At 63.8% G+C, this 22,856-nt stretch carries 26 protein-coding genes; 13 read left to right on the top strand and 13 right to left on the bottom strand.

The features are described 5' to 3' along the window. Positions 1-122, bottom strand: a 122-nt coding sequence (locus tag VGO12_RS24550) for a GTP-binding protein (RefSeq protein ID WP_414650521.1), incomplete at its 3' end; no start/stop codon positions are given. Positions 123-192: 70 nt separating this feature from the next. Further along, positions 193-1,434, bottom strand: a complete 1,242-nt coding sequence (locus VGO12_RS24555) for an MFS transporter (RefSeq protein WP_327515346.1) — start codon at positions 1,432-1,434, stop codon at positions 193-195. Between the two features lie 211 nt (positions 1,435-1,645). On the opposite strand from VGO12_RS24555, the gene VGO12_RS24560 reads away from it, so the two are divergent. The 4 genes from VGO12_RS24560 (at position 1,646) to VGO12_RS24575 (ending at position 4,544) form a co-directional block, all read left to right on the top strand. Then, positions 1,646-2,224, top strand: coding sequence for an XRE family transcriptional regulator (locus VGO12_RS24560; RefSeq protein ID WP_327515347.1), 579 nt, complete (start codon positions 1,646-1,648; stop codon positions 2,222-2,224). Between the two features lie 2 nt (positions 2,225-2,226). Further along, positions 2,227-2,754, top strand: coding sequence for a GNAT family N-acetyltransferase (locus VGO12_RS24565; RefSeq protein WP_327515348.1), 528 nt, complete (start codon positions 2,227-2,229; stop codon positions 2,752-2,754). Between the two features lie 305 nt (positions 2,755-3,059). Then, positions 3,060-4,085 carry a histone deacetylase family protein gene (locus tag VGO12_RS24570; RefSeq protein ID WP_327515349.1) on the top strand — a complete coding sequence of 342 codons (1,026 nt, stop codon included), beginning with the start codon at positions 3,060-3,062 and terminating at the stop codon, positions 4,083-4,085. Between the two features lie 102 nt (positions 4,086-4,187). Beyond that, positions 4,188-4,544 carry an antibiotic biosynthesis monooxygenase gene (locus VGO12_RS24575; RefSeq protein ID WP_327515350.1) on the top strand — a complete coding sequence of 119 codons (357 nt, stop codon included), beginning with the start codon at positions 4,188-4,190 and terminating at the stop codon, positions 4,542-4,544. A 114-nt stretch (positions 4,545-4,658) separates the two neighbouring features. Here the strand turns inward: VGO12_RS24575 and VGO12_RS24580 are convergent, their stop codons facing one another. Further along, the gene (locus VGO12_RS24580; RefSeq protein WP_327515351.1) at positions 4,659-5,297 is read right to left on the bottom strand and encodes an exopolysaccharide biosynthesis protein; all 639 of its coding nucleotides are present in this window, start codon (positions 5,295-5,297) and stop codon (positions 4,659-4,661) included. Between the two features lie 253 nt (positions 5,298-5,550). On the opposite strand from VGO12_RS24580, the gene VGO12_RS24585 reads away from it, so the two are divergent. After that, positions 5,551-6,213 (top strand): OmpA family protein, encoded by a 663-nt coding sequence (locus VGO12_RS24585; RefSeq protein WP_327515352.1) that lies wholly within the window; start codon positions 5,551-5,553, stop codon positions 6,211-6,213. Between the two features lie 90 nt (positions 6,214-6,303). Here VGO12_RS24585 and VGO12_RS24590 read toward each other — a convergent pair whose 3' ends face one another. The 6 genes from VGO12_RS24590 to epmA all read right to left on the bottom strand — a co-directional run bounded on the left by VGO12_RS24590 (position 6,304) and on the right by epmA (position 12,471). Beyond that, the gene (locus VGO12_RS24590; protein WP_327515353.1) at positions 6,304-7,134 is read right to left on the bottom strand and encodes a class I SAM-dependent methyltransferase; all 831 of its coding nucleotides are present in this window, start codon (positions 7,132-7,134) and stop codon (positions 6,304-6,306) included. Between the two features lie 111 nt (positions 7,135-7,245). Continuing rightward, positions 7,246-8,673, bottom strand: a complete 1,428-nt coding sequence (locus tag VGO12_RS24595) for an MFS transporter (RefSeq protein WP_327515354.1) — start codon at positions 8,671-8,673, stop codon at positions 7,246-7,248. A 134-nt stretch (positions 8,674-8,807) separates the two neighbouring features. Then, on the bottom strand, positions 8,808-9,701 hold the full coding sequence (sigJ, locus tag VGO12_RS24600; RefSeq protein WP_327515355.1) for an RNA polymerase sigma factor SigJ: 894 nt from the start codon (positions 9,699-9,701) through the stop codon (positions 8,808-8,810). 1 nt (position 9,702) lies between these two features. Next, positions 9,703-10,134: a carboxymuconolactone decarboxylase family protein gene (locus VGO12_RS24605; RefSeq protein ID WP_327515356.1), complete on the bottom strand. Its 432-nt coding sequence runs from the start codon at positions 10,132-10,134 to the stop codon at positions 9,703-9,705. Between the two features lie 235 nt (positions 10,135-10,369). Next, the gene (locus tag VGO12_RS24610; protein WP_327515357.1) at positions 10,370-11,422 is read right to left on the bottom strand and encodes a lysine-2,3-aminomutase-like protein; all 1,053 of its coding nucleotides are present in this window, start codon (positions 11,420-11,422) and stop codon (positions 10,370-10,372) included. After that, the gene (gene epmA / locus VGO12_RS24615) at positions 11,419-12,471 is read right to left on the bottom strand and encodes an EF-P lysine aminoacylase EpmA (RefSeq protein ID WP_327515358.1); all 1,053 of its coding nucleotides are present in this window, start codon (positions 12,469-12,471) and stop codon (positions 11,419-11,421) included. The genes VGO12_RS24610 and epmA overlap by 4 nt, the downstream gene beginning before the upstream one ends. Before the next feature lie 160 nt (positions 12,472-12,631). Here epmA and efp point away from each other — a divergent pair, with 160 nt between their 5' ends. Both efp and VGO12_RS24625 read left to right on the top strand, forming a co-directional pair. Further along, complete coding sequence (gene efp / locus VGO12_RS24620) at positions 12,632-13,201, top strand: elongation factor P (RefSeq protein ID WP_065773805.1); 570 nt, start codon at positions 12,632-12,634, stop codon at positions 13,199-13,201. A gap of 162 nt (positions 13,202-13,363) precedes the next feature. Next, entirely contained in the window at positions 13,364-14,605 is a 1,242-nt protein-coding gene (locus tag VGO12_RS24625) for a cyclopropane-fatty-acyl-phospholipid synthase family protein (protein ID WP_327515359.1), read from the top strand. Here VGO12_RS24625 and VGO12_RS24630 read toward each other — a convergent pair. Then, complete coding sequence (locus VGO12_RS24630; protein ID WP_327515360.1) at positions 14,595-15,425, bottom strand: lipo-like protein; 831 nt, start codon at positions 15,423-15,425, stop codon at positions 14,595-14,597. The two genes, VGO12_RS24625 and VGO12_RS24630, sit on opposite strands and share 11 nt — an antisense overlap. 164 nt (positions 15,426-15,589) lie before the next feature. On the opposite strand from VGO12_RS24630, the gene mbfA reads away from it, so the two are divergent. Further along, a complete protein-coding gene (gene mbfA / locus VGO12_RS24635; protein WP_327515361.1) occupies positions 15,590-16,573 on the top strand; it encodes an iron exporter MbfA in 984 nt (327 codons plus the stop codon). A gap of 86 nt (positions 16,574-16,659) precedes the next feature. On the opposite strand, the gene VGO12_RS24640 is transcribed toward mbfA, so the two are convergent. Together VGO12_RS24640 and VGO12_RS24645 are read right to left on the bottom strand one after the other, a co-directional pair. Then, positions 16,660-17,280, bottom strand: a complete 621-nt coding sequence (locus tag VGO12_RS24640) for a transglutaminase-like cysteine peptidase (RefSeq protein ID WP_327515362.1) — start codon at positions 17,278-17,280, stop codon at positions 16,660-16,662. Positions 17,281-17,568: 288 nt separating this feature from the next. Then, positions 17,569-18,369, bottom strand: a complete 801-nt coding sequence (locus VGO12_RS24645) for an alpha/beta hydrolase (RefSeq protein ID WP_327515363.1) — start codon at positions 18,367-18,369, stop codon at positions 17,569-17,571. Between the two features lie 219 nt (positions 18,370-18,588). On the opposite strand from VGO12_RS24645, the gene infC reads away from it, so the two are divergent. After that, on the top strand, positions 18,589-19,125 hold the full coding sequence (gene infC, locus VGO12_RS24650) for a translation initiation factor IF-3 (RefSeq protein WP_043617110.1): 537 nt from the start codon (positions 18,589-18,591) through the stop codon (positions 19,123-19,125). Between the two features lie 243 nt (positions 19,126-19,368). On the opposite strand, the gene VGO12_RS24655 is transcribed toward infC, so the two are convergent. Beyond that, entirely contained in the window at positions 19,369-19,614 is a 246-nt protein-coding gene (locus VGO12_RS24655; protein WP_327515364.1) for a hypothetical protein, read from the bottom strand. 3 nt (positions 19,615-19,617) lie between these two features. Between VGO12_RS24655 and VGO12_RS24660 the strand changes: the two genes are divergently transcribed. From VGO12_RS24660 to VGO12_RS24675, 4 genes are all read left to right on the top strand, one after another. After that, positions 19,618-19,818, top strand: a complete 201-nt coding sequence (locus tag VGO12_RS24660) for a hypothetical protein (protein WP_327515365.1) — start codon at positions 19,618-19,620, stop codon at positions 19,816-19,818. Between the two features lie 305 nt (positions 19,819-20,123). Continuing rightward, entirely contained in the window at positions 20,124-20,603 is a 480-nt protein-coding gene (locus VGO12_RS24665) for a hypothetical protein (RefSeq protein ID WP_327515366.1), read from the top strand. A gap of 7 nt (positions 20,604-20,610) precedes the next feature. Further along, complete coding sequence (locus VGO12_RS24670) at positions 20,611-21,276, top strand: response regulator transcription factor (RefSeq protein WP_327515367.1); 666 nt, start codon at positions 20,611-20,613, stop codon at positions 21,274-21,276. Then, entirely contained in the window at positions 21,273-22,637 is a 1,365-nt protein-coding gene (locus VGO12_RS24675) for a sensor histidine kinase (protein WP_327515368.1), read from the top strand. Before VGO12_RS24670 ends, VGO12_RS24675 begins: the two co-directional genes overlap by 4 nt. Positions 22,638-22,856: the final 219 nt, after the last annotated feature.

Consider the following 22,856-nt stretch of genomic DNA (forward strand, 5'->3'; position numbering starts at 1 on the left):
GCGAGGCCGCCGGTGGACTGGATCAGCCGGTCGGCAAGCGTCGACTTGCCGTGGTCGATGTGGGCCACGATCGAGAAGTTGCGGATATGCGAAAGGGGCGTTTTCGAAGATGTTGTGCTCATGGGCCGCATATAGCAGTGCCTTCAACCGCCGCAAAGCGGGAAATGAAGGCTTCGTTCACTATAAATCGGGCTATTCGGCCCTTGCGTCTGCCTCGACCAGCGCGCCGGCATTCGGCACCTGCGCACTCTTCAATTCGAAGCTCTCGCGCTCGGCTGCCGGCACCTCGTCCCGTTTCCTGAGCCTGGCCAGCACGAAGAGGGCATAGAGCGCCGCAACCACCATCGCCGCATAGATGAATGTGCGCGGCCCGAAGGTCGGCATCAGTAGCGTCACCAGCAAGGGAACGACGGTCGCGGCCGCCGACCAGGCGACCAGCATGGTGCTTGCAAGCGGCACGAAATCGGCGGGGTCGGTGCGGTCGTTGGCGTGCGCATTGGCGATCGAATAGACGGTTTCGACGGCACCGGCAAAGAGCGCAAACACCAGCATCAAGAGCATCAGGTTGCTGAACGAGGCCGAAAGCGCGAAGAAGCCGGCAGCAAGGATCAAGAGGCAGGTGCCGATCAGCACCAGGCGGCGGTCGATGCGATCCGAAAGCGTTCCCATCGGATACTGGATGGCGATGAGGCCGAACTGCATGACGAACATCAGGTTGGCGACGTCGCCCTGGCTGACATTGTTGGCGGCCGCATAGATCGGGGTGAAGCCCTGCACCACCATCGAAAGGCCGCCGGCGGCGAGCACGCCGATGAAGGCGACCGGCGAATTGCGCCAGACCATGGGGATGTCGATGCTGACCTTGGCGGGCGCCGGCGGCGTCGGCAGCCGCGTCAACCCGATCGGCAGAAGCGCAAGCGCCGTGAAGAAGATGGTGACGAGCGGCGGCAGGTTGCCGTCCGCCGGGATCTGCCCGAACAGCCAGGCGCCGGTGCCAAGCCCGATGACATAGGCCATGTAGAACAGCGCCATCGCCTTGCCGCGCCAGTGGTTCGCGCTTGCATGGTTAAGCCAGCTCTGGGCGATGATGAAATTGGTGTTGCCCGATGCGCCATAGAGGCCGCGGGCAAGAACCCACAACAACGGGTGCATGCCAAGCGCGATCGTCAGTGCCGAGAGGATGACGAGCGCCATTGAGCAGGAAAAGGCCCGCGCATGGCCGACCCGGCGGATCATCGGCCCGGCGATGACGCAGCCGACCAGGCCCCCGAAGGCGATCATCGTCACCGCAGCGCCCGGCACCCAGTCCGGCGCATCGGAGCGCGTCAGTGCGAAGGGCACATAGGCGAGCATCATGCCGTTGCCGATCGCCACCGCCGTCATCGAGGCGACAATGCTGGCGATCGAGGTCAGCGAGGAGGGCTGTTTGGTCATGACCAAACCTGTCAATGGGATCCGCGCGGGATGCGCGACGGGTGAGGACTATCTAAAGTATTGAAGTCTAAGCATTTACCGATTTCGTCGGTTTGGCCGCCACCATAGCGTAAAGTCCGGTGTCGCGCTGTCGCCAAAGCGGCATCGCATGCCTGTATTTTCAGTCCCGAGCAGGCTTGACTCCATTATAAGAGAAATGCAATCTCAAATAATGGAAAACGCCACAGACCCTCTCGAATTCGCGATCGGCGAGCGCATCCGGGCGCTGCGCACGGAGCAGGCGCTGACGCTCGATGAGCTTGCTGCCAGCTCCGGCGTCAGCCGGGCAATGATTTCGCGCATCGAACGCGGCGAGGCGAGCCCGACCGCCCAGCTGCTCGCCAGGCTGTGCAGCGCGCTCTCGACCACGCTTTCGGCGCTGTTTGCCTTCGAGACGAAGGCGGCGTCGCCGGTTGCAAGACGTGCCGACCAGCGCCTCTGGCGCGATCCGGAATCCGGCTATCTGCGCCGCTCCGTCTCGCCCGATGGCCTCGGCTCTCCGGTCGATATCGTCGAGGTCGAGTTTCCGCCGGGCGCCCGGGTCGTGTTCGAGCGGCAACCGTCCGACCGGGGCATCACCCAGCATCTCTGGCTGTTTTCCGGGCGACTGGAACTGACGACCGAATCCGGCTCCCATTCGCTCGAAGCCGGCGACTGCCTGTTCATGGGCCTGGAGGCGGGCCACATCTTTCACAATCCGCACGATGACCCGGCACGTTACGCCGTCGTCCTATGCCGCACCAAGGTTTGATCATGTCCGATATCCAGATCCGCCTGCTCGATGAAAATGCGGCGCGTGCCGCAATCCCTGACCTCGCCGAGGTGCTGTCTGATTGCGTCGAGGGCGGCGCCTCGGTCGGTTTCATGCAGCCATATCCGCCGGAAGCCGCACGTGCCTATTGGCACGGCGTCGCCAATGCGGTCGCCTCAGGCGAGGCGTTGCTGATGGTTGCGGAAATCGAGGGGCGCATCCTCGGCACCGTGCAGGTCGGCATCGCGCAGATGCCGAACCAGCCGCACCGCGGCGACCTGAAAAAGCTGCTGGTGCACCGCGACGCCCGCGGCAAGGGCCTGGCTCGCAGGCTGATGGAGGCAGTCGAGCGCGAAGCGGCCGCCCGTGGCAAGACGCTGCTGGTGCTCGATACTGCGACGGGAAGCGACGCGGAGGCGATCTATCCCCGCCTCGGCTGGGAACGCGTCGGCATAATCCCAGATTATGCCATGTGGCCCGAAGGCGGCCTCTGCGCCACCACGTTTTTCTACAAGCGGATCGCGGCCTAGCGATTGGTCTTCGATCGGCGCCATCGCCCCTCTACTCGGACTTGCCCCTCACCCTAACCCTCTCCCCGCAGGCGGGGAGAGGGGACGTGCCCTATAGCGACGCCGCCGAGCGGAGCTATGGCTCTTCGACGGTGCTTGTCGAGGCGAGCGAGTGCCGCGGGTCTCCTTCGCCCCGCTTGCGGGGAGAAGGTGGCCGGCAGGCCGGATGAGGGGGAGCCCTCACCGGGCGGATGAGGGGCAGCTTGCCAAGCCTGAAACCGCGGGTAGGGTACCGGCACCCTCCCATTGCCGATCAGGACCCGCCCATGCGCATCTACTACTCCGAAGACCACAGGCTGCGTGATGCCAGAACAGAACTCTTCGGCGGCGAACTGGTCGCCCCGTTCGAGGCGCCGTTCCGGGCCGAATGGATTCTTGCGGCGGTGAAGGAGGCGGGGTTCCGCGATGTTGTTGCCCCCGAACACCATGACCTCGAGGTCGCCCTCAAGCTGCATGCGCCTGACTATCTCGACTTTCTCGAAACCGCCTGGTCGCGCTGGGTCGCCGACGGCTATCGCGGCGAGGCGATCGCCACCTGCTTTCCGGCACGGCGCATGCGCCAGCATCCGCCCCGCGATATCGATGGCGCGCTTGGCTACTATTCCTTCGCTGCGGAGACCGCGATCACGGAAGGCACCTATGCAGCTGCCCGTGCTGCGATGGACTGCGCGCTCTCGGCCGCCGACCATGTGCATGCCGGCAACCGCGCCGCGTTTGCGCTCTGCCGTCCGCCCGGTCACCATGCGGCGATCGACCTTTACGGCGGCTATTCCTTCATCAACAATGCTGCCTGCGCTGCCCAGCGCCTGAGGGATCACGGCGCGGCCAAGGTGGCGGTGCTCGACGTCGACTTTCATCACGGCAACGGTACCCAAGATATCTTCTACGAGCGCGGGGACGTCTATTTCGCGTCGCTGCATGGCGATCCGGTCGACGCCTTCCCATATTTTCTCGGCTTTGCCGACGAGGAGGGCGTCGGCGGGGGGCTGGGCACGACGAAGAACTACCCGCTGCCGCGCCGGACCGGCTACGACGTCTGGTCGGCGGCGATGGCCGATGCGCTTTCCCGTATCGAGGCCTTCGGCGCGGAGGCGCTTGTCGTCTCGCTCGGCGTCGACACCTTCGAGCGCGACCCGATCTCGTTCTTCCGGCTGACGTCGGATGATTACACTCGCATGGGCGAGGCGCTGAGGCGCACGGGCCTGCCTGTCGTCGTCTGCATGGAGGGCGGCTACGGCGTGCCGGAGATCGGGCTCAATGTCGCCAATGTGCTGAAGGGCCTTTCGGGCTGACACCGCCGGCGCGAGAAAAAGCGCGATCATCTCTATTGACCTCAACTTTACTTGAGGTCGTACGACTGCTCCTGTTCAAAAGAGATGAAGAGGAAAAGAGCAATGAGCAGCAGCCAATTGAAGCCGGCCGTCGTGGCGCCGCTTTACCGCATCAACAAATACACCGTGCCGCTGGAAGCAAGGCAGCAGTTCGTCGACCTCGTGGACAGGACGCTCGCGGTCATCCGCAGTCAAGACGGTTATGTGAAGGACCTGTTTCTGGAGCAGCACGCTGGCCCTGGCCAGTTCGACTTCATCACCATGATCGAGTTTGCGAGTGCCGAGGTCGCGCCGAAGGTCGCGGCTGCCCTCGTCGAGTTTGACCGCCAGCTCGGGCTCGACCGCGAAGCGCTGATGAAGACGCTCGGCATCCGCACCGACTTCGCCAGCTACCGCGCCTTCGGCGGTCTGGCGGCCTAGCGTCATTCGAGGAAAAGTGTGCAGCGGTTTTCCGCCCGGAATTGCGCGATGACCGAGAAATGAAATGGCCCGGCAAATGCCGGGCCGATCCTTGCAGTCAGATGCGAACATGCGTCAGGAGACGAAGAACGTCGACAGGCCCTGGCCGGCGGCAAAAGCCATGTACGCAAGCACGGTGAAATAGACCGTCGTTGCGATCAGGAAGAGATAGCCGCCAGCCACCATCAGTCCGTCGCGCTGGATGATGCCGAGCGAGAGCAAGAGGATCGCGATCCCCGGAAGCGTGTTCGACAGCGGGATCAGGCCAAGCGGGAACATCAAGAGCACGCCGCCCGCCATGATCATCAGACCGTTGAAGCGGTTCATCAGCGCGCCCTGCGTCAGGAACCCAAGGCGCGGGCGCACATAGCGATCGAGCTTGGAGACGAGATCCGCGCCTTTTTGCAGGGTCGGGACCAGTTTTTCGGTCTCGATCCGGCGGTCGAGAATGCGCTGCGGCATCCACGGCAGGCGGTTGAGCGTAACCGATACGGAAATGAGAATGATCGCCGCCCCGAAGACGGTGCTGACGCCGGGGATCGATACCGGCAACAGGAAGGGCAGCGTCAGCAGCGCGCAAAGCAGCAGAAACCCCTGTTCGCCGATTTCGGTCATCAGTTCGCGCAGCGTGATCGTCTCGCCGCGGATCGAGGCAATCATGGCGTTGAGCGTATCGCTCAGGCTGCGTTGCGTGTCGCCGAACTCGATTGCCATCGGATATGCCTCATTTCTGTCAAACGACCGGACGGCGGCGGAAAAGTCGCGCTTCCATTTCGTCCGGTTCCCGGGTGACCGTCCTATCAAGGGCGTGTGAAGGATCGGTTAGTGTGTGTCCCGATCAGCACGCTGGCCGCGGGAGATGCGGCATTTGCCGGCAAACCATGGCGTGAATGGGACGCCTCTTCATCTTCCTGCCGCAATCCGTAGTATGAAGCAACTTCGAGCACCAATGGGGATAACTGATTCCATGATCAAGAAATGCGCCATTCTGGCTGTCGCAGCCATCTATCTTTCGGGTTGCACCACCACCGATCCCTATACGGGTGAGCAGAAGATGTCGAACACCGCCGGTGGCGCGCTGATCGGCGCTGGCCTCGGTGCGGCGACCGGTCTCCTGGTTGGCGGCAGTGCAGCAGGGCGGCGTGACTCCGCGCTCGTGGGCGCTGCGATCGGCGGTCTCGGCGGCGGCCTGATCGGCAATTACATGGACAGCCAGGAAGCCGAACTGCGCGCCCAGCTTCAGGGCACCGGCGTCTCCGTGACCCGCGCCGGCGACCGCATCATCCTCAACATGCCGTCGAACATCACCTTTGCGACCGATCGCGACCAGGTGATCCCGGCCTTCTACGACACGCTGAACTCGGTGGCGATCGTGCTGCGCAAGTTCAACAAGACGATGATCGACGTTGACGGCCACACCGATGCGACCGGCAGCGCCTCCTACAACCAGGGTCTGTCCGAGCGCCGTGCCGCGTCTGTTGCCAACTACCTGGCAGGCCAGGGCGTCGACCAGCGCCGCATGTCGGCCATGGGCTATGGCAAGGAACGCCCGGTTGCTTCCAACAGCACGGAAGCCGGTCGCGCGCAGAACCGCCGCGTCGAAATCTCGATCGCGCCGATCAAGGCCTGATCGAACGACCACCATCGACTGGTTTTTCAAGGGCTGCGCTGCAAGGCGCGGCCCTTTTCGTCTTTGGGGTACGGATCAGCGCTACCCGTTTCAGGCAGGCATGCCGGCGAAACGATAGCGCAGCAGCCGCCCCATGCGGCGCAGGATCGGCAGGGTGCTGACGACGTGGGCGGCGATCCGCGCCATCGGCGAGAGGCGGGCAACCTGTCCGGCATCGTATTGGCTGATCTCCTCGACGAGCGTCAGGCCGGGTACGTTGCGCGCGAGCACCTGAGCATCTTCCATCCCCCAGCGAAATTCCGCGCCCGTTGCCCTGAGTGACGGGTTGTACCTGAGGATCTCGATGCCAAGGCGGCTGTAGGCGTCGAAGACGATCTCTCCGCCGGATAGAGAGGAGGTGAGCCGCCGCAGCAGATCCAGCACCTCCTGATCGCTCAGATAAGGCAGCACGCCTTCGGCAACGACGATCGCCGGCCGGTCGTCGGGGATGCGGTCGATCCAGGCGCGTTCGGTGATCGAGGAGGCAAGGGCGGTGCAGCCGGCGCGCTCGGGGAAGAGCTTCTGCCGCAAGGCGATCACGTTGGGAAAATCGATGTCGAACCAGGCGACCGAGGGCGGTGGATCAAGCCTAAGCACCCGGGTGTCGAGGCCGCAACCGAGATTGAGAACCACGGCGTCCGGGTGGCGCTGAAGAAAGGCGCGCGTCCAGCGATCGAGCGTGAAGGCGCGCACGGCAATGCCGATGGTCAGGTCGTGGCCGATGTTGAGCGTCTTCGCCTTGCCGTTGAGCCTGCGCACGAGGTCGGCGGCGAAGTGATCCTTGAGCAGGGAATCGGGCAGCGCGCTCTCGGCGGCCTTCGCCCGGAGCGTCACCAGCAGCGTCTCCTGTACGCCGCGAAGGGCGATGTCCTCGGCTTGCATCGTCTCCTCCCGATGGCGCGCCGTTTGTCCGGCGCGCGAAGTCTGCCGCTGCCATCAGAGTCTGAGGGCCCGCCGTGATCGTGAGCGGGCCCATGTAATGTTCACGTCGACCTATGCGGTCTTGCGCCTTGCCCGCCAGACGCGTCCGGCGGTCAGGACCGCCAATGCCGGCATCAGCGCGAACAGCCAGAAGAGCCAGGACGTCGCCAGGGCCACACCGTCCCTCGATGGCGTTTCAATGCCGGCGAGGTTGGCGGTGAGCCCTGCAAGGGCCGCTCCGAGCGCTGCGGCAAAGAGCTGGACCGTGGTGATCGAACTCGACGCCTTCTCCGCTTCACCGTCAGGCGCAAATTCGTAGACGGCCGTGACGATGTGCGGCCAGGCAAAGCCCATGCCGAAACCCACTGCAATGATGCCAATGGCAAGCGGGGCGGCGATCACGAGAAAGTTGGCCGCGATCATCGGCATGAACACGGCAATCAGCGCGAGGCCTGCAAAGCCGAAGGCCGGCCCTGCAAAGATCGTCCGTTTCGCCCGTTCGCCATGCCAGTGCGCACTTGTCATCGAGCCCGCCGTCCAGCCGATCGACATCAGCGCTGCAATGTAGCCGGCTACCAGTGGCGACAGCCCATGCAACTCCTGCAGCAGGTACGGTACGTAGATTTCCGGCTGCAGACCGATCATCAGCAGCGTGATCGTAGCATAAAGGGCAGCCAGCGGGGAGGTGGGGTTAAAGCTGGTGGACGGCAGCAGTTTGCCGGCGGCACGCCTTTCGGCAAACAGCAACGTCACAAACAGGACGATCGCGATGCCGACGGCGCTTGCCTGCTGCGCGGCCGTGGAAAGCGTGCTGGCAATCGACAGCGCCAGCACGATGCTGACGAGCAGCACCAGCTGCAGAACGGGCAGGGGCGTGCGCCCTTCCTCGGTCGCTGCCTTGCGCGGCAGCGTCGAGAACGCCAGAAGCGCCAGCAACGCCGTTAAGGGCAGCAGCGACCAGAAGGCTGCCCGCCAGTGGGCGAACTCGGCGAACATGCCGCCGACGGCGGGACCGATCAGGGTCGCGGTGCCCCAGGTGGCCGAGATCAGTCCGATGGCGCGGGTCCAGAGCTCCGGCCGGAAGACCTCGCGGATCACGCCATAGGCGAGCGCATAGAGAAGACCGCCGCCGAAGCCTTGGATGGCGCGCCCGGCGAGCAGCACCGCCATGGACGGTGCGATGGCGCAGAACAGGGTGCCGAGGGCAAAGACCATGGCGCCGATCGCGTAGGCCCGCCCCGCGCCGACGGCGCCAAGTAGACGGGCCGAAAGGGCAGCCCCGAGAATGGAGGCGGCGACGAAGACGGTCGTGCTCCAGGCGTAGTATTCGAGGCCGCCGATCTCGCGCACGATCGACGGCATGATCGTCGTGACGACGTAGATATTGAGCGCATGCAGCGCGACGCCGCCGCTGAGCACCAGCGAATGCACGGCATTTTCGCCGGAAAGCAGCGCCTCCCAGCCGGTTTCCTGTTCGGTTACGGGCGTTTTCTCAAGCATGTCAGGACCTCATGCGTGGGTCCCGGCGCGAATGCGCGGTGACCCTCTCAAATTGTTTGCAACTCCGGGCGCAGCCCACGCCGCCGATCTGCGGCGCCGGCGAGCCTCGCATTTGTGCGGAGCGTGCTGCAGGCTCAGTGGAGCGCAGCCTCACCGAAATGCGTAAGCTTGTCCGGGTTGCGCATGATGAAGATGTCGTTGACGTTTCCGTCGCCGTCATAGCCGAAGGCGACGGTCGCCGCGATCTCGTTTTTCGCCTCATCCCTGAGCACGATGCCGCGGCCGCCGTTGATATCGCCGATCTCCCAGACGTAATGCGCCCAGTATTCCGTGAGCCGGTCGATGATGAAGGCAAGCACGGTCTCCTTGCCGGAGAGCACGCCGAGCACGGTCGCGACCTTGCCGCCGCCGTCCGCCGTCAGCTTCACGTCGGCCGAAAGAAGGGCCGAAAGCCCGGTGACATTGCCGCCGTGAATTGCCTGGTGAAACGCCGAAAGCAGTTCGTCCTGCCGTTCGCGCGGTGTCTGGTGCCGCGCCTTCTCAAGGCCGATATTGGTCTTGGCGCGCGATACCAGCTTGCGAGCGGCGGTTTCCTGCATGTCGAGCGTTTCGGCCACTTCCTCGTACGGCTGGCCGAAGATTTCATGCAACAGGTAGGCGGCGCGCTCCTTCGGCGTCAGCCGCTCCAGCATCAGAAGGAAAGCGGTGGTCAGCGACGAGGTCAGCGCCAGCTTCTCCTCGGCATTGTCGTCGCTCGCCGTGTGGATCGGTTCGGGCAGCCACGCGCCGACGTAGTCGACGCGCTTGCGGTGCGCGGCCTTGAGCAGATCGAGGCAGCGCCGCGTGCAGGCCGTCGTCAGCCAGGCCGCCGGGGTCTCGATCGACTGACGGTCGATCTCCTGCCACTTCAGGAACGTGTCCTGCACCGCATCTTCCGCATCCGCGCGCGAGCTGAGGATGCGGTAGGCAAGGCCGAGAAGGCGCGGGCGCGCCTCCTCGAAGATCTGCATGTGCCTTTCGTCATTCATGTCAGTGCCTCGAGATCTGGATACGGTTCCAAAGGTTGATCATCGCCACTGTCGCGGTGATGACGCTGATCTCCTTTTCGCTGAAATGCTGGCGCAGCTCGGCACGCAGCGGCGCGAAATCGGTGCGCGGCTCGAGTTCGGTCAGGGCTTCGGTCCAGGCAAGCGCTGCCTTCTCGCGCGGCGAGAAATCGCTGACCTGATCCCAGACGATGATGCGGTCGAGCCGCTCGTTGCTCTCGCCTTCGGTGCGCGATTCCTTGGTGTGCATCTTCACGCAGAAGCCGCAGCGGTTGATCTGCGAGGCGCGAAGCTGAACGAGATTGTGGATGGTCCGGTCGAGCCCGTGCAGGTCCATCGTCTTGTGCACGTCGGCGAGCGCGCCGAGCACATCGGGGATTTCCTGCTCGTAGCGGACGGCTTTGGTATCGGTCATGGTCTCAACTCCATCGTTGTTGTGGTGCCTATGACCAGTTGACGATCGACGCCGGACAGCTGTGACGCGCCTTGCGCGACTTTTCTCGCGGAACGCCAGGAAAAATGCATCACCTGATTATTTTGAAGGAGTTTCAACAGGTTGAAGGGTGGAGATTTTTGTGTGCGGCGCTCTAGCTCTTTAATTCTAGAGCATCTTTCCGCCTTCAAGCGATCCCACTTGAAAGCGGGATGCTCTAGGCCTTCGGCGGGTAGCTGTGCTCGCCGCCGCGAAAATCGGTGACCGTGTAGCAACCGCCGCCGTCGGCGGCGATCGCGGCGGCGCTGATCACAGCCTTGCCGTGACCGCCCGGGATGTCGAGGATATAGGTCGGCTGGCAGAGACCCGAGACCCGGCCGCGGAGCGCCGAAACCAGTGCCTGGCCCTCTTCGATCGTCAGGCGGAAATGGCTGGTGCCGGGGGCAAGGTCCGGGTGGTGCAGGTAATAGGGCTTGATCCGCGTTTCGACGAAGGCGCGCATCAGGCTCGCCAGCACGTCCGCATCGTCGTTGACGCCCTTCAAGAGCACCGACTGGCTGACCATGACGATGCCGGCGTCGATCAATCGGGCCGAGGCGGCGCGCGCCTCCTCGGTCAGTTCACGCGGATGGTTGGCGTGCAGCGCCACATAGGTCGCCTTGCCGCTGGCCTTCAGCGCCTCGATCAGGCCTGCATCGACGCGCGACGGCTCGACCACGGGCACGCGGGTGTGGAACCGGACGATCTTCACATGCGGGATCGGCGCCAGCCGCTCCATGAGCTCAGCGAGCCGGCGCGGCGAGAGCACCAGCGGATCGCCGCCGGTGAGGATTACTTCCCAGATTTCCTCATGCTCTGTGATGTAGGCGATCGCTGCATCGAGTTCGGCCGGCGTCAGCGTGCCGAGCCCCTGCGGCCCGACCATTTCGCGGCGGAAGCAGAAGCGGCAATAGACCGGGCACACATGCACTGCCTTCAAAAGCACGCGGTCCGGATAGCGGTGCACGATGCCGGTGACGGGGCTGTGCGGCTTGTCGCCGATCGGGTCCTCGCGCTCTTCGGGCAACAGCGTCAGCTCGGCGGCATCGGGAACGAACTGCCGCGCGATCGGATCGGTCGGGTCGTTAGGGTCGATGAGGTTGGCAATGGCGGGGCTGATCGCAACCGCATAGCGCTCGGCGACCGCGGCGACCGCCGTCTCCTTCGCGCTGTCGATCAGGCCCGTCTCGACGAGTTCGCGCGCGGTCTTGATCGGGCGCCGGACGTTCACGCTCGTGTCTCCGCCACCGGCGCCCAGAGCACCTGGTCGATGCGTGAAGCGCCGGTTGCCAGCATCACCAGGCGGTCGAAGCCGAGCGCGATGCCGCTGGCTTCGGGCATGATCGCGAGCGCTGCCAGAAAATCCTCGTCGAGCGGATAGGCCTCGCCGTAAACGCGGGCCTTTTCCGTCATTTCCATGTCGAAACGCCGGCGCTGCTCGGCTGCATCCGTCAGTTCGCCAAAGGCATTGGCAAGCTCGACGCCGCAGGCATAGAGCTCGAAGCGCTCGGCGACGCGCCGGTCGCGCGCGGCCGGGCGCGCCAGTGCGGCTTCGGCCACCGGGTATTCGTCGAGGATCGTTGCGCGGCCGAAGCCGAGATGCGGCTCGACCTTTTCGACCAGCACGCGGCTGAAAAGGTCGGCCCATGTGTCGTCGGACGCGACCCGAAGCCCGGCCGCCGTCATCGCCGCAGCCAGTTGGTTGCGATCGGTGTCGCCGTTCGAAGCGATCGAGGCCAGGAGATCGATGCCGGCAAAGCGCGTGAAGGCGTCGGCGACGCTCAACCGCTCCGGCGCCGCGAACGGATCGCAGCTCTGTCCCTGGTAGCTGAACTGCTTCGTGCCCGTGGTTTCCGCCGCCAGCGCCAGGATCTCGGCGCAGTCGCGCATCAGCGCCTCGTAGCTTTCGCCGGTGCGATACCATTCGAGCATGGTGAACTCGGGATGGTGCAGCGGCCCGCGCTCGCGGTTGCGGTAGACATGGGCAAAACAGGCGATGCGTTGCTCGCCGGCGGCCAGCAGCTTCTTGCAGGCGAATTCCGGCGAGGTGTGCAGATAAAGCGGATGACGCGAGCCGTCGTGATTGAGCGCCTGGGTCTCGAAGGCATGCAGATGCGCCTCGTTGCCGGGCGAGACCTGCAATGTCGCCGTGTCGACCTCGATGAAGTCGCGCGCCTCGAAGAACCGGCGCAACGCCGATTGGATCCGGTTGCGGCCGAGAAGAAACGGGCGCCGGTCGGCATGGACATCGGGTGTCCACCAGGGTGAGGCATGCGACATGGTCGGTTCAGTCCAGGCTTTCTTCGTGCGGATACCGGCTCAGGCTGGCTATTTGCGCGGAATTAGGGTAGTGGCGGCGCGAAATCCTTCTTTCCGCGTCCTTCACGGCCAGTGTTTCCGGCCCGCGGTGTCGCGCATACCTCTGTTACAAGGAAGACTAATGGTCAAGGTCATCGCTTCATCTGTCCGTAAGGGCAACGTTCTCGACGTCGACGGCAAGCTCTATGTCGTGCTTACCGCCCAGAACTTCCACCCGGGCAAGGGTACGCCGGTTACCCAGGTCGACATGCGCCGCATTTCCGACGGTGTGAAGGTCTCCGAACGCTACCGCACGACCGAGCAGGTCGAGCGCGCCTTCGTCGAAGACCGCGAGCACACCTTCCTTTATGAAGATGGTGAAGGCTTCCACTTCATGAACCCGGAAAGCTACGACCAGCTGGTCATGACCACCGACGACATCGGCGACCTCAAGGCTTACCTGCAGGAAGGCATGGCCTGCATTCTTTCGATCCACGAAGGCCTGGCGATCGCCATCGACCTGCCGCGCCACGTGACGCTCGAAATCACCGAGACCGAGCCGGTCGTCAAGGGCCAGACGGCGTCGTCGTCCTACAAGCCGGCGGTTCTGTCGAACGGCGTTCGCACGCTCGTCCCGCCGCACATCCAGGCCGGCACCCGCGTCGTCATCGCGACGGAAGACGGTTCCTACGTCGAGCGCGCCAAGGACTGAGGCGAAAGCCGATATCCCATTGGAGCGGGGACGGTGGCGCAAGCTGCCGTCCCCGTTTTCGTTTCCGCAGACCTGCGTGAGCAACCAGAAATTTAGGGGGCGCATTTCGAAAAACGGGTGCTAGGATGCCGGCGCTACGACGCATGTCACGAGAGGGTCTGCATGTTCCCATTGTCGCATATGATGAAGTCGTTCATTCGCAAGGGTCGCCTGACGGTGATCGACGCAGACGGAAGGCGCCACGTCTTTTCAGGCACGCCGGGGCCGGAAGTGACGATGCGGCTCACTGACAAGAAGCTTTACCGTAGCCTCGTCTTCAATGCCGAACTCGCCGCCGGCGAAGCCTACATGGACGGCACCATGCGCTTCGAGGAAGGCTCGACCCTCAGGGACTTCCTGACGCTGTTTTCGATCAACCGGCTGTCGCTCGGCTCCTATCCGATCCAGAAGGTGCTGCGCGCCGTCAAGATGCGGTTCCGCAAGCGCCAGCAGGCGAACCCCAAGGGCAAGGCGCAGCAGAACGTCGCGCACCACTACGACCTCGGCAACGAATTCTACAAGCTGTTCCTCGACGAGAACATGCTCTACTCCTGCGCCTACTTCCGCGAACCGGACGAAACGCTCGAAAAGGCGCAGCGCAACAAGCTCAGGCTGCTTGCCTCCAAGCTCTGCCTGGAACCGGGCATGAAGGTGCTCGACATCGGCTGCGGCTGGGGCGATCTGGCGATGTACCTCGCTGAGCTTGCCGACGTGCAGGTGCTCGGCGTCACGCTTTCCAAGGAGCAGCAGGCGCTCGCCACCGAGCGCGCGCGCGCCGCCGGGCTGTCGGATCGGGTGCGTTTCGAGCTCAGGGATTACCGCGATGTCGAGGGGCCGTTCGACCGCATCGTCTCGGTCGGCATGTTCGAGCATGTCGGCGTGCATCACTATGACGAGTTCTTCAAGAAGCTGAATGCGCTGATGCCGGACGACGGCCTCGCCGTCTTGCACTCGATCGGCCACATGAGCCCGCCCGGCATGGCAAGTTCCTGGCTGCGCAAATACATCTTTCCCGGCGCCTATTCGCCGGCGCTTTCGGAGGTCTTCGAGGTCGTGGAGCGCAACAGTCTCTGGGTCACGGATCTCGAGTTCCTGCGGGTGCACTATGCAACGACGCTTGCGCACTGGGGCGCGCGCTTCGAGGCGAACCGCGACAAGGTGATCGCGCTCTATGACGAGCGCTTCGCCCGCATGTGGGAGTTCTACCTGATCAGCGCCGAGATGATGTTCCGCACCGGCAGCCAGCTGGTCTTCCATATGCAGCTGTCGCGCTCGCGCGACGCGGCGCCGATCGTGCGCGACTATATCACCGACGTTCAGCGCGACTTCATCGCGCGCGAGCAAGCGTTGTCGCTCAGCCTTTGAACGTCGGTTCCGTGTCTCCCTGCCAGCGCAGCCGCTTATAGTCGAAGCCGAATTCGAGCGTCGGCTTGACGATGGCAAAGAACGGCGAGAGGTCGAAGTCGCGCGGCGTGTAAAGCGAGTGGTGCCGGATGTGCAGGATTTCCTCGCGTGAATAGGTGGATGTGGCCGATGCCCGTCCCGGGGCACGGGTGACTTCAGGCAGGATCGGATAGCGGATCTGTTCGAATGCGGCGGCGATCAGCGTCGAGCAGATTGCCCGCGTCGGATCACCGGAACCAAAGGCCAGCAGCCGGCGCCGCCAGCGCACAGGCACCGGCGGTGCCGGCATGAAGTAGCGCAGCATGTCGAGGATGTTTTTCAGGTCGTACTTCATCCCGAGCCGCGAAATCATGAAGCCGACCAGCGCCGCGCGATCGTCAGGCGTCAGCGCGATCGGGCGGCAGATGCGTGTGTTGAACGAGGCGTATTTCTTCAGCGGCACTGCGACGCAACCCTCGCCGATATTGACCTCGATCAACTGCGGCCGCTCGATGACAGGCAGCGTCGCCTGATCGAGCGAAAGCGGCATCTGGTCGCCGGCGAAAAACGCCGCGTGTGACCAGGTCGATTGCGTCAGATACTTGATCGCCGCCGAAACCTTCTGGTTGCCCTCGATCAGAAGCACGTCGCCGGGCCGGAGCGTGCGCGCAAGCGTTTCCTGGTCGGACGGCGTATAGGGCTCATAGCCCAGAGTTGGCGTCTGCAGGCGCGCGGCGAGCCTGGCGCCGAGCCGGTCCAGTAGCGTGTCCTTGCTGTCGGAAAACGGATAGATGGTCCTCATCGAGGCGATTGCTCCGGGAGGGAAAGAGGGCTAGTCGGACGGTTGTATCGTGGCTGAGCCGCGACACTCTGTCGAGCAATTGTTGCATGATTGCATGGCTTTGGCCTTGACGTCGACGCACCCACTTTCTATTTTAGAATTATTCTAAAGAAGGTTTTCTCCCGATGTTTTCGCGCCTTTTCTCCCGGTCCAAGCGTCCGTTTCTTTCGTTGAGCGAGCAAGAAATCTTGGCGCTCGCCATTTCGTCCGAGGAGGACGATGGCCGTATCTATCTGGCCTACGCCGACGCCTTGCGTGAGCAGTATCCCCACTCGGCAAAAGTGTTTGAGGAGATGGCGGAAGAGGAAAGCCACCACAGGCAATGGTTGATCGACCTGCATGTGGCTCGCTTCGGAAACCGCATCCCGCTGATCCGTCGCGAACATGTGCGCGATTTTCCCGATCGCAAGCCCGATTGGCTGATTGCGGAAATGCCGATTGAAAAGGCGCGCGAGGAGGCAGAAGCGATGGAGGAGACGGCCCATCGCTTCTATGTCCAGGCGGCCGCCAGAACCCAGGATGCGGCGACCCGCAAGCTGCTCGGCGACCTCGCCATCGCCGAGAAATCGCACGAGTCGCTCGCCCGTCGGCTTGGCGAGAAGCATACCCCCGAGGATGTGCGCGCCGAGGAGGAGCAAACGTCCCGGCGCCAGTTCATCCTCACTTACGTCCAGCCGGGCCTGGCCGGCCTGATGGACGGATCCGTTTCGACCCTGGCTCCGATCTTTGCCGCGGCGTTCGCCACCCAGGATACCTGGCAGACCTTCCTCGTCGGCCTGTCGGCCTCCGTCGGCGCCGGCATCTCCATGGGTTTCACCGAGGCGGCCCATGACGACGGCAAGCTTTCAGGGCGCGGGTCGCCGATCAAGCGCGGCCTTGCGTCCGGCATCATGACCGCGCTCGGCGGTCTCGGCCATGCGCTTCCCTACCTCATCCCGCATTTCTGGACGGCGACCATAACGGCGGCGGTCATCGTCTTTGTCGAGCTCTGGGCGATCGCGTTCATCCAGAACCGCTACATGGAGACGCCGTTCCTGCGCGCGGCATTCCAGGTGGTCCTTGGCGGTGGGCTGGTGCTGGCGGCCGGCATTCTGATCGGCAACGCCTGAGCGGGCCGCGTGCCAGTCTTCACATTCCAAAATAGAAAAGGGCCGGTCGAGCCGGCCCTTTTCTGAAAGTTCTGTTGTGGCAGGGATCAGTTGCCGACCGAACCGACGACGATTTCCGTGCCGTTTTCGATCGTGACCCAGCGGCCGCTGTGGTTGGAAGCCTGGCGCTTCAGGTAACGATAGGGCGTGTGGGTCCACAGCTTGACGCCGTTTTCCAGGTTGTCGAGCACGAAGTCGCCCTGCGCGGTGCGCACGGTCAAGACGGCATGGCCTTCGCCATCCGGCTTGCGCACGACGGTGATCAGGAGATCGCTGGCGGAAAAACCTCTGCTCATCAGGCGCTTGCGCTTCTCCAGCACGAAGTCTTCGCAGTCGCCGGCGCCGTCCGGATAGGACCAGACTTCGTCGCGTCCGTGCAGTTCCTGGTCGGTCATCGGGGTGATTTCGCGATTGACCGTCGCGTTCACCTGCCGGATCGTCGCCCAGCCGCGTTCCGTGACGCGCGGTGCCACCGTTCCCTTGGAACGCACGTTGCACTCGCTCTTGTACTTCTGGCAGAATTCGTAGTGACCGATCGGCTGCGACGTCGCGGAGCCGGTCTGCATCCAGGGAGAGGAACCCGCCTGGGCGGGGATTGCCGTGTTTGCTGAAATGAAAAGAGCGCAGAACGCCGCGATACTTCCCTTAACTCCAGTCCAAGACGCCATACATGTCCCCTGCGACGCGGCATGCCGGACACTTTATGTCCGGACGTATTCGCGCAATCCTGAGTTGATGGCGGCTTGTTTAGGTTCGTCCCCGGCGCCGCTCTAATCGTTAATAAAGAGTTAATAACGTCGGGGCGACGGAGTCAATCTCCGCATTGGGGCATCGGGATTTATGGTTAAGACCGGGAGCCTGCGCGCGCGAACGCCCTGCGCCGCAGGCATTGTGCGGGGCAGGCTCCACTGGGGTGCGAAGACGTTGCGAGGTGTCGGGTCTTGTCGCCTTTTGACTCAGGCGAGCATCGATCCGATCGCCTGTTTCATTTTAGCGATGTCTTCTTCACGCGAAAGGCGATGGTCGCCGTCGCGAATGAGCGTCATCACCACGTCGTCTGCGGGAAGATGCTCCATCAGCCGGAGCGCGTGGGTATAGGGCACATCGGGGTCGCGCATGCCTTGCAGGATGTGCACCGGGCATCCGGTTACGATCGTGCCGTCGAGAACGCGGTTGGTGCGACCGTCCTCGATCAGCGCGCGGGTGAAGATGTTGGGCTCGGGGCTGTATTCGGAGGGCTCCTCGAAATAACCGCGCTCGGCAAGAGAGGTTTTCTCGGCTTCCGTCAGGTTGGGTTCGATCAGTTCCGCGGTGAAGTCCGGCGCAGGTGCGATCAAAACGAGGCCGGCGATGCGGTCTCCTTGTCCGCGCGCCCTCAGTTCCTGGATCAGCCGCAGGGCGATCCAGCAGCCCATGGAGGAGCCGATCAGGACAAGGCGCCCTTCCGTCGCGCGGTTGACGACGGCGAGGCTCTCTTCGAGCCAGCGCGAGATCGTGCCGTCGGTAAAGGCGCCGCCGGAAGACCCGTGACCGGAATAGTCGAAGCGCACACAGGCAGCGCCGCGTTCTATTGCGTAGCGCTCGACCTCGACCGCCTTGGTGCCGGTCATGTCCGAGCGATAGCCGCCGAGCCAGACGAGTGTCGGTTGCCCCGAGGGCTTTTCTGCCGGGCGTAGACGCATCGCGATCGCACGTGCTGCCGTGTCGGCGCCGACCTCGATGAAGCTGATTTCCGTCTCGACTGGCGTATTCTGCATGCCCATTCTCTCCAAAGTCCCGTTTTTCGGGCGAACTTCTTTCTAAAACAGATTCGCCTTGCTATCGACAGATGGTGATTTTCCTGCAAAGCCGTGCTATTGACTCTGCCGTTGCAATTCACACATTGCCGTCGGTAACAGATTCAGGCGTTTCGTTTGGGATCGCCGACGATCAGATTAAACAACATTTTTCCGAAATAGCTCGAGGAGAGTACGACCATTCGCAGACCGTTCAAAGCGGACGCCCCAGTCAAGGAGGGGCCGCGCTCAAACAAGGAGATCCGGGTTCCCCGGGTTCAGCTTATCGACGCCGAAGGCCAGAATATCGGTGCCGTTCCGATCGACCAGGCGCTCCGCATGGCGGAAGAAGCAGGTCTTGATCTGGTAGAGATCGCACCGAACTCCGAACCGCCGGTGTGCAAGATTCTGGATCTTGGCAAGCTCAAGTATGCCAACCAGAAGAAGGCGGCCGAAGCGCGCAAGAAGCAGAAGATCGTCGAAATCAAAGAAATCAAGATGCGCCCCAACATCGACACGCATGACTATGACGTGAAGATGAAGGCGATGAACCGGTTCTTCGAAGACGGCGATAAGGTCAAGGTGACGCTGAAGTTCCGCGGTCGCGAAATGGCGCACCAGGAACTCGGCATGAAGCTTCTGCTGCAGGTCAAGGACGACACCCAGGCGATCGCCAAGGTGGAAGCCGAGCCGAAGCTCGAAGGCCGCCAGATGATGATGGTTCTCGCGCCGCGCTGAACGATCACAGACGTCGATGTTGATGAAAGCCGCCCTGAGGGCGGCTTTTTTCGTTGTCGGAACTTCCCTAGCCGTTGCTGACAGAATGCTGACAGACGCCCTCAGCGATCTGTCAGGCACCAGCTGGCATTCTCCAGGCGTCACGAAGTCAGGAGAAGGATCAAAGATATGTATGCAGCGTTGCGCAAGCTCTTGCTCGTTTCCGCCGCCAGTGTGTGTGGACTTGTGTCCGCGCCCCTCGGCCTATCCTTGATTGCGAGCGGTGCCAACCATCCCCTTTCGATCGCAGCACTCGCCGACGACGATGATGATGACGACCACGGCGGCGGCTCGGGCCGAGATCGTGACGACCATGGCCGCAACGATCGAGACGACGATCGCAGCGGTCATGACGACGACGACGATGATGATGACAACCGCGGGCCGGGCTCCCGCGACGATGACGATGATGACGACGATGACGCTTTCGACGACGTGCGCGATCGCCACGAAATGGAACTGCGGGTTTCCGACGAAAGCCTGGCCGGCCTGCGCAACGGATCGTTGATCGCGGTCGACAATCTTGGTCGCGTGCTCGAAGTCGAGGTGGAATTCGAGCACGGCGTCCGCGTCGTGACCGTGGAGCCGCACGACAGCGATATCCGCCGCACTCCCGGACCGATCGCCAGCGTTTCGATCCGCCCGGCGCCCTGACCCACTCTCAATGTCCCCGGCGCATTCGCCCCACGCCATGCGCCGGAGCAAAGGTCGGTCGTTACCAGCCCCGCCCGGCGACCGACCAAACGAGCGCATACCCCCGTGCCAGCCCCGGCGCCGGGGGTATGCGCGTTGCTGGCCTTGTTGCCGCCGCTGGCGTAGGCTGGCGCCATCGATGTCTGCGGACGCTTCATCGGCGGGCTGGCCTGTCCTCTTGACGGATCGGTCCGCAAACGTGCCAAGGAAATACGCCGGGAGAGCGCATTGTTGGAAGCCAAGGGCAGCTGCGACGGGATGAAGCGATGGCCGTGACACGACGAAACCTGATCGCGCTCTTTTGCTGCACAGTGCTGCTTTCGCTTGCGCCGCAACCTGGTCGTCTGGCGGCATTGGCCGAGGACGACGATTCGGATGACGGCGGCTCGGGCGGCGGTCATGGTGGGTCCGGGAACAGCGGCCATGGCAACAATGATGACGACGAAGACGATGATGATGACGATGCGGACGACGACGATGACGTTGGCGAGGACGGGTCCGGTCACCGTCGCCGGAGCGACCAGGAGCGGGCGCGCGCCGGTGTCGAAAAGGGCGACATCCTGCCGCTGAAGGACGTTCTGCGGCTTGTCGATGAAGACAGATACGGCACGGTCATCGCGGTCGATCTCAAGCGTGCGGGCGGCGGCGAGATCTACAGGCTGCGCACGCGCGACCGAGAGGGCACGATCCGCAACCTGCGCATCGACGCGCGGACCGGCAAATTCATGAACATATTTGGTTTCTGAGGACCGGATGCGGATACTTCTGGCTGAGGACGATCCCAACATCGCCACCCATGTGGCAACCAGGCTCGAAGCGGAAGGCTACAGCGTCGACACGCTCGCCCACGGGCCCGATATCTGGGAGCGCGGGGAAACCGGCAGCTATGCGATGGTCATCCTCGATCTCGGACTGCCGGGCATGGACGGGCTGTCGATCCTCAAGCGCTGGCGGCAGGCGGGTCTGGAGACGCCGGTGCTGGTTCTGACGGCGCGCGGTTCCTGGATGGAGCGGGTCGACGGCTTCGATGCCGGTGCGGACGACTACCTGCCGAAACCGTTTCGTGCCGAGGAACTGCTGGCGCGGATGAGGGCTTTGCTGCGGCGCGCCGGTCCGCGCCTCGCGCCCGTGCGTGCGGCCGGCCGTTTCACCCTGGACGAGGCGACCCGGCGCGTCACCTTCGACGGGCAGCCGCTGGAGCTGAGCCCTCTTGAATACCGCATGCTGGCGCTGTTCGTTGCGCGCAAGGGCGAGGTCGTGACACAGCTCGAGCTGGCGAGCCACGTTCAAGGACGGGATGACGATGCCGCCAAGAACGCCGTCGAGGCGATGATCGCGCGTCTGCGGCGGAAGACGGAAGGCGGTGCGATCGAAACGCGGCGTGGATTCGGTTACGTGCTGCCGGACGGCACGGCATGATCCGCTCGCTGAGGCTGCGGCTTGCGATCGGCGCGTCGGTTGCGATCGGCCTTGTGCTGCTGGTGGTCTGGCTCTCCTTGAGTCGCCTCTTCACCGACTACGTCGTCGAGCGCTATCGCGCCGAGATGGCGACGTTGATCGATACCGTCGCCGCCCAGGTGCGGGTGCGAGGCGGCGAGCTCGCCCTGCCGCGCGAGCCGGCCGATCCGCGCCTGAGCCTGCCGGCTGGCGGTCGCTACTGGCAGCTCGATCCCGAAGGCGCAGCCCCCATCCGATCGCGTTCCCTGTGGGATACGGTGATCGATGCCGATCAACCGTCCGCGCCGCGCCACCTGGGTTTTTTGGAGGTGGAAGGGCCGGATGGCGCACCGCTTCTGGTCCAGCGGCAATCCCTGACGTTGGGCGAGGGGCCGGATGCCCGGCGGTTCTCCATAGCAGCCGGGTTTTCGCGCAGCGAGCTCGACGACGCCCTGTCCTCCTTCCATGGCCAGATCCGGCTGATGCTACTTGCGACCGCCCTCGTGCTTGCCGGCGCCGCCCTGATGCAGGGCGCCCTCGGCCTGTCGCCGCTCGTGCGCCTGCGCCAGCGTGCCGCCCGTGTTCGCTCGGGCGAAGAGAGGGACTTCGGTTCGTCGGGGCCAAGCGAGGTGCAGCCGCTTGTCAGCGAAATCAACCTGCTGCTCGCCGAGCGCGAGACCGCGCTCACACAGGCGCGGGCCCGCGCCAGCGATCTCGCCCACGGGCTGAAAACCCCGCTGACGGTGCTTGCGCAGCTTGCCGAAAGCCTGCCCGAGGACGAGCGCAGGATGGCTTTCGAACAGATCGACCTCGTGCGGCAGCGCGCCGATCGTCAGCTTCAGGCCGCCCGCATGGGTGTCGAGCGCATGGCGACGACCTCGATCGCGACCCTGGGCAACAAGCTTGTCAGCGTCCTGCGTCCCGTGACCACAGAGCGCGGCATTGTCTGGGAGGTCGATGTCGATCCGTCGATCTCGCTCGACGTCGATCCGGCGGATCTGGCCGAATGCCTCGGCAATCTGCTCGACAATGCCGCCAAATGGGCGCATGCCCGCATTCGTCTTTCCGCCGAGGAGGGGGATGGCAGCGTGCGTGTCGCGGTCGACGACGACGGCCCGGGCGTTGTCGAGAGCGAGCGCGAGCAGGTGATGGGGCGCGGCGAGCATGGCAAGCACACCGGACAAGCCGCCGCCGGCTCCGGTCTGGGCCTCGCGATCAGCGCCGATATCGCGAAGGCCTACGGTGCGGTACTGGTGCTCGGTCGGTCACCGCTTGGTGGCCTGCAGGCCGCTGTGGTTTTCGATGCACGCGCCCGTCTGCGCCGGCCGCTGGATCCGGCCTAGAGCTCCCGGCACGCCGCGGCCGCACGCGCTTCGGACCATGCGCATCACGCGCTCTTCGATTCCCCAGTTGCGCTTTTGCGGATGTGCGGTTATAAGCCCCCGTCCGAACGGTCCGGCAGGGCATGCCGTGGCCGTTCTTAACGCTGGAAATGGACCTCGTCTGTCCGTTTCGCATTCTTAAGAACAATGGAGTAGCAAAATGCCCAAGATGAAGACGAA

This window comes from Ensifer sp. (genome assembly GCF_035999135.1).
GTDB lineage: Bacteria > Pseudomonadota > Alphaproteobacteria > Rhizobiales > Rhizobiaceae > Ensifer.

Excerpts from the sequence above, each read along its gene's own strand:
- epmA (WP_327515358.1), bottom strand. The coding sequence starts at position 12,471 with ATGTCGCATGCCTCACCCTGGTGGACACCCGATGTCCATGCCGACCGG.
- mbfA (WP_327515361.1), top strand. The coding sequence starts at position 15,590 with ATGTTTTCGCGCCTTTTCTCCCGGTCCAAGCGTCCGTTTCTTTCGTTG.
- VGO12_RS24605 (WP_327515356.1), bottom strand. The coding sequence starts at position 10,134 with ATGACCGATACCAAAGCCGTCCGCTACGAGCAGGAAATCCCCGATGTG.
- VGO12_RS24585 (WP_327515352.1), top strand. The coding sequence starts at position 5,551 with ATGATCAAGAAATGCGCCATTCTGGCTGTCGCAGCCATCTATCTTTCG.
- VGO12_RS24625 (WP_327515359.1), top strand. The coding sequence starts at position 13,364 with ATGTTCCCATTGTCGCATATGATGAAGTCGTTCATTCGCAAGGGTCGC.
- sigJ (WP_327515355.1), bottom strand. The coding sequence starts at position 9,701 with ATGAATGACGAAAGGCACATGCAGATCTTCGAGGAGGCGCGCCCGCGC.
- VGO12_RS24665 (WP_327515366.1), top strand. The coding sequence starts at position 20,124 with ATGGCCGTGACACGACGAAACCTGATCGCGCTCTTTTGCTGCACAGTG.
- VGO12_RS24565 (WP_327515348.1), top strand. The coding sequence starts at position 2,227 with ATGTCCGATATCCAGATCCGCCTGCTCGATGAAAATGCGGCGCGTGCC.
- VGO12_RS24570 (WP_327515349.1), top strand. The coding sequence starts at position 3,060 with ATGCGCATCTACTACTCCGAAGACCACAGGCTGCGTGATGCCAGAACA.
- VGO12_RS24660 (WP_327515365.1), top strand. The coding sequence starts at position 19,618 with ATGGAACTGCGGGTTTCCGACGAAAGCCTGGCCGGCCTGCGCAACGGA.
- VGO12_RS24560 (WP_327515347.1), top strand. The coding sequence starts at position 1,646 with ATGGAAAACGCCACAGACCCTCTCGAATTCGCGATCGGCGAGCGCATC.
- VGO12_RS24555 (WP_327515346.1), bottom strand. The coding sequence starts at position 1,434 with ATGACCAAACAGCCCTCCTCGCTGACCTCGATCGCCAGCATTGTCGCC.
- VGO12_RS24580 (WP_327515351.1), bottom strand. The coding sequence starts at position 5,297 with ATGGCAATCGAGTTCGGCGACACGCAACGCAGCCTGAGCGATACGCTC.
- VGO12_RS24645 (WP_327515363.1), bottom strand. The coding sequence starts at position 18,369 with ATGCAGAATACGCCAGTCGAGACGGAAATCAGCTTCATCGAGGTCGGC.
- VGO12_RS24590 (WP_327515353.1), bottom strand. The coding sequence starts at position 7,134 with ATGCAAGCCGAGGACATCGCCCTTCGCGGCGTACAGGAGACGCTGCTG.
- efp (WP_065773805.1), top strand. The coding sequence starts at position 12,632 with ATGGTCAAGGTCATCGCTTCATCTGTCCGTAAGGGCAACGTTCTCGAC.
- VGO12_RS24630 (WP_327515360.1), bottom strand. The coding sequence starts at position 15,425 with ATGAGGACCATCTATCCGTTTTCCGACAGCAAGGACACGCTACTGGAC.
- VGO12_RS24595 (WP_327515354.1), bottom strand. The coding sequence starts at position 8,673 with ATGCTTGAGAAAACGCCCGTAACCGAACAGGAAACCGGCTGGGAGGCG.
- VGO12_RS24575 (WP_327515350.1), top strand. The coding sequence starts at position 4,188 with ATGAGCAGCAGCCAATTGAAGCCGGCCGTCGTGGCGCCGCTTTACCGC.
- VGO12_RS24670 (WP_327515367.1), top strand. The coding sequence starts at position 20,611 with ATGCGGATACTTCTGGCTGAGGACGATCCCAACATCGCCACCCATGTG.
- VGO12_RS24640 (WP_327515362.1), bottom strand. The coding sequence starts at position 17,280 with ATGGCGTCTTGGACTGGAGTTAAGGGAAGTATCGCGGCGTTCTGCGCT.
- VGO12_RS24675 (WP_327515368.1), top strand. The coding sequence starts at position 21,273 with ATGATCCGCTCGCTGAGGCTGCGGCTTGCGATCGGCGCGTCGGTTGCG.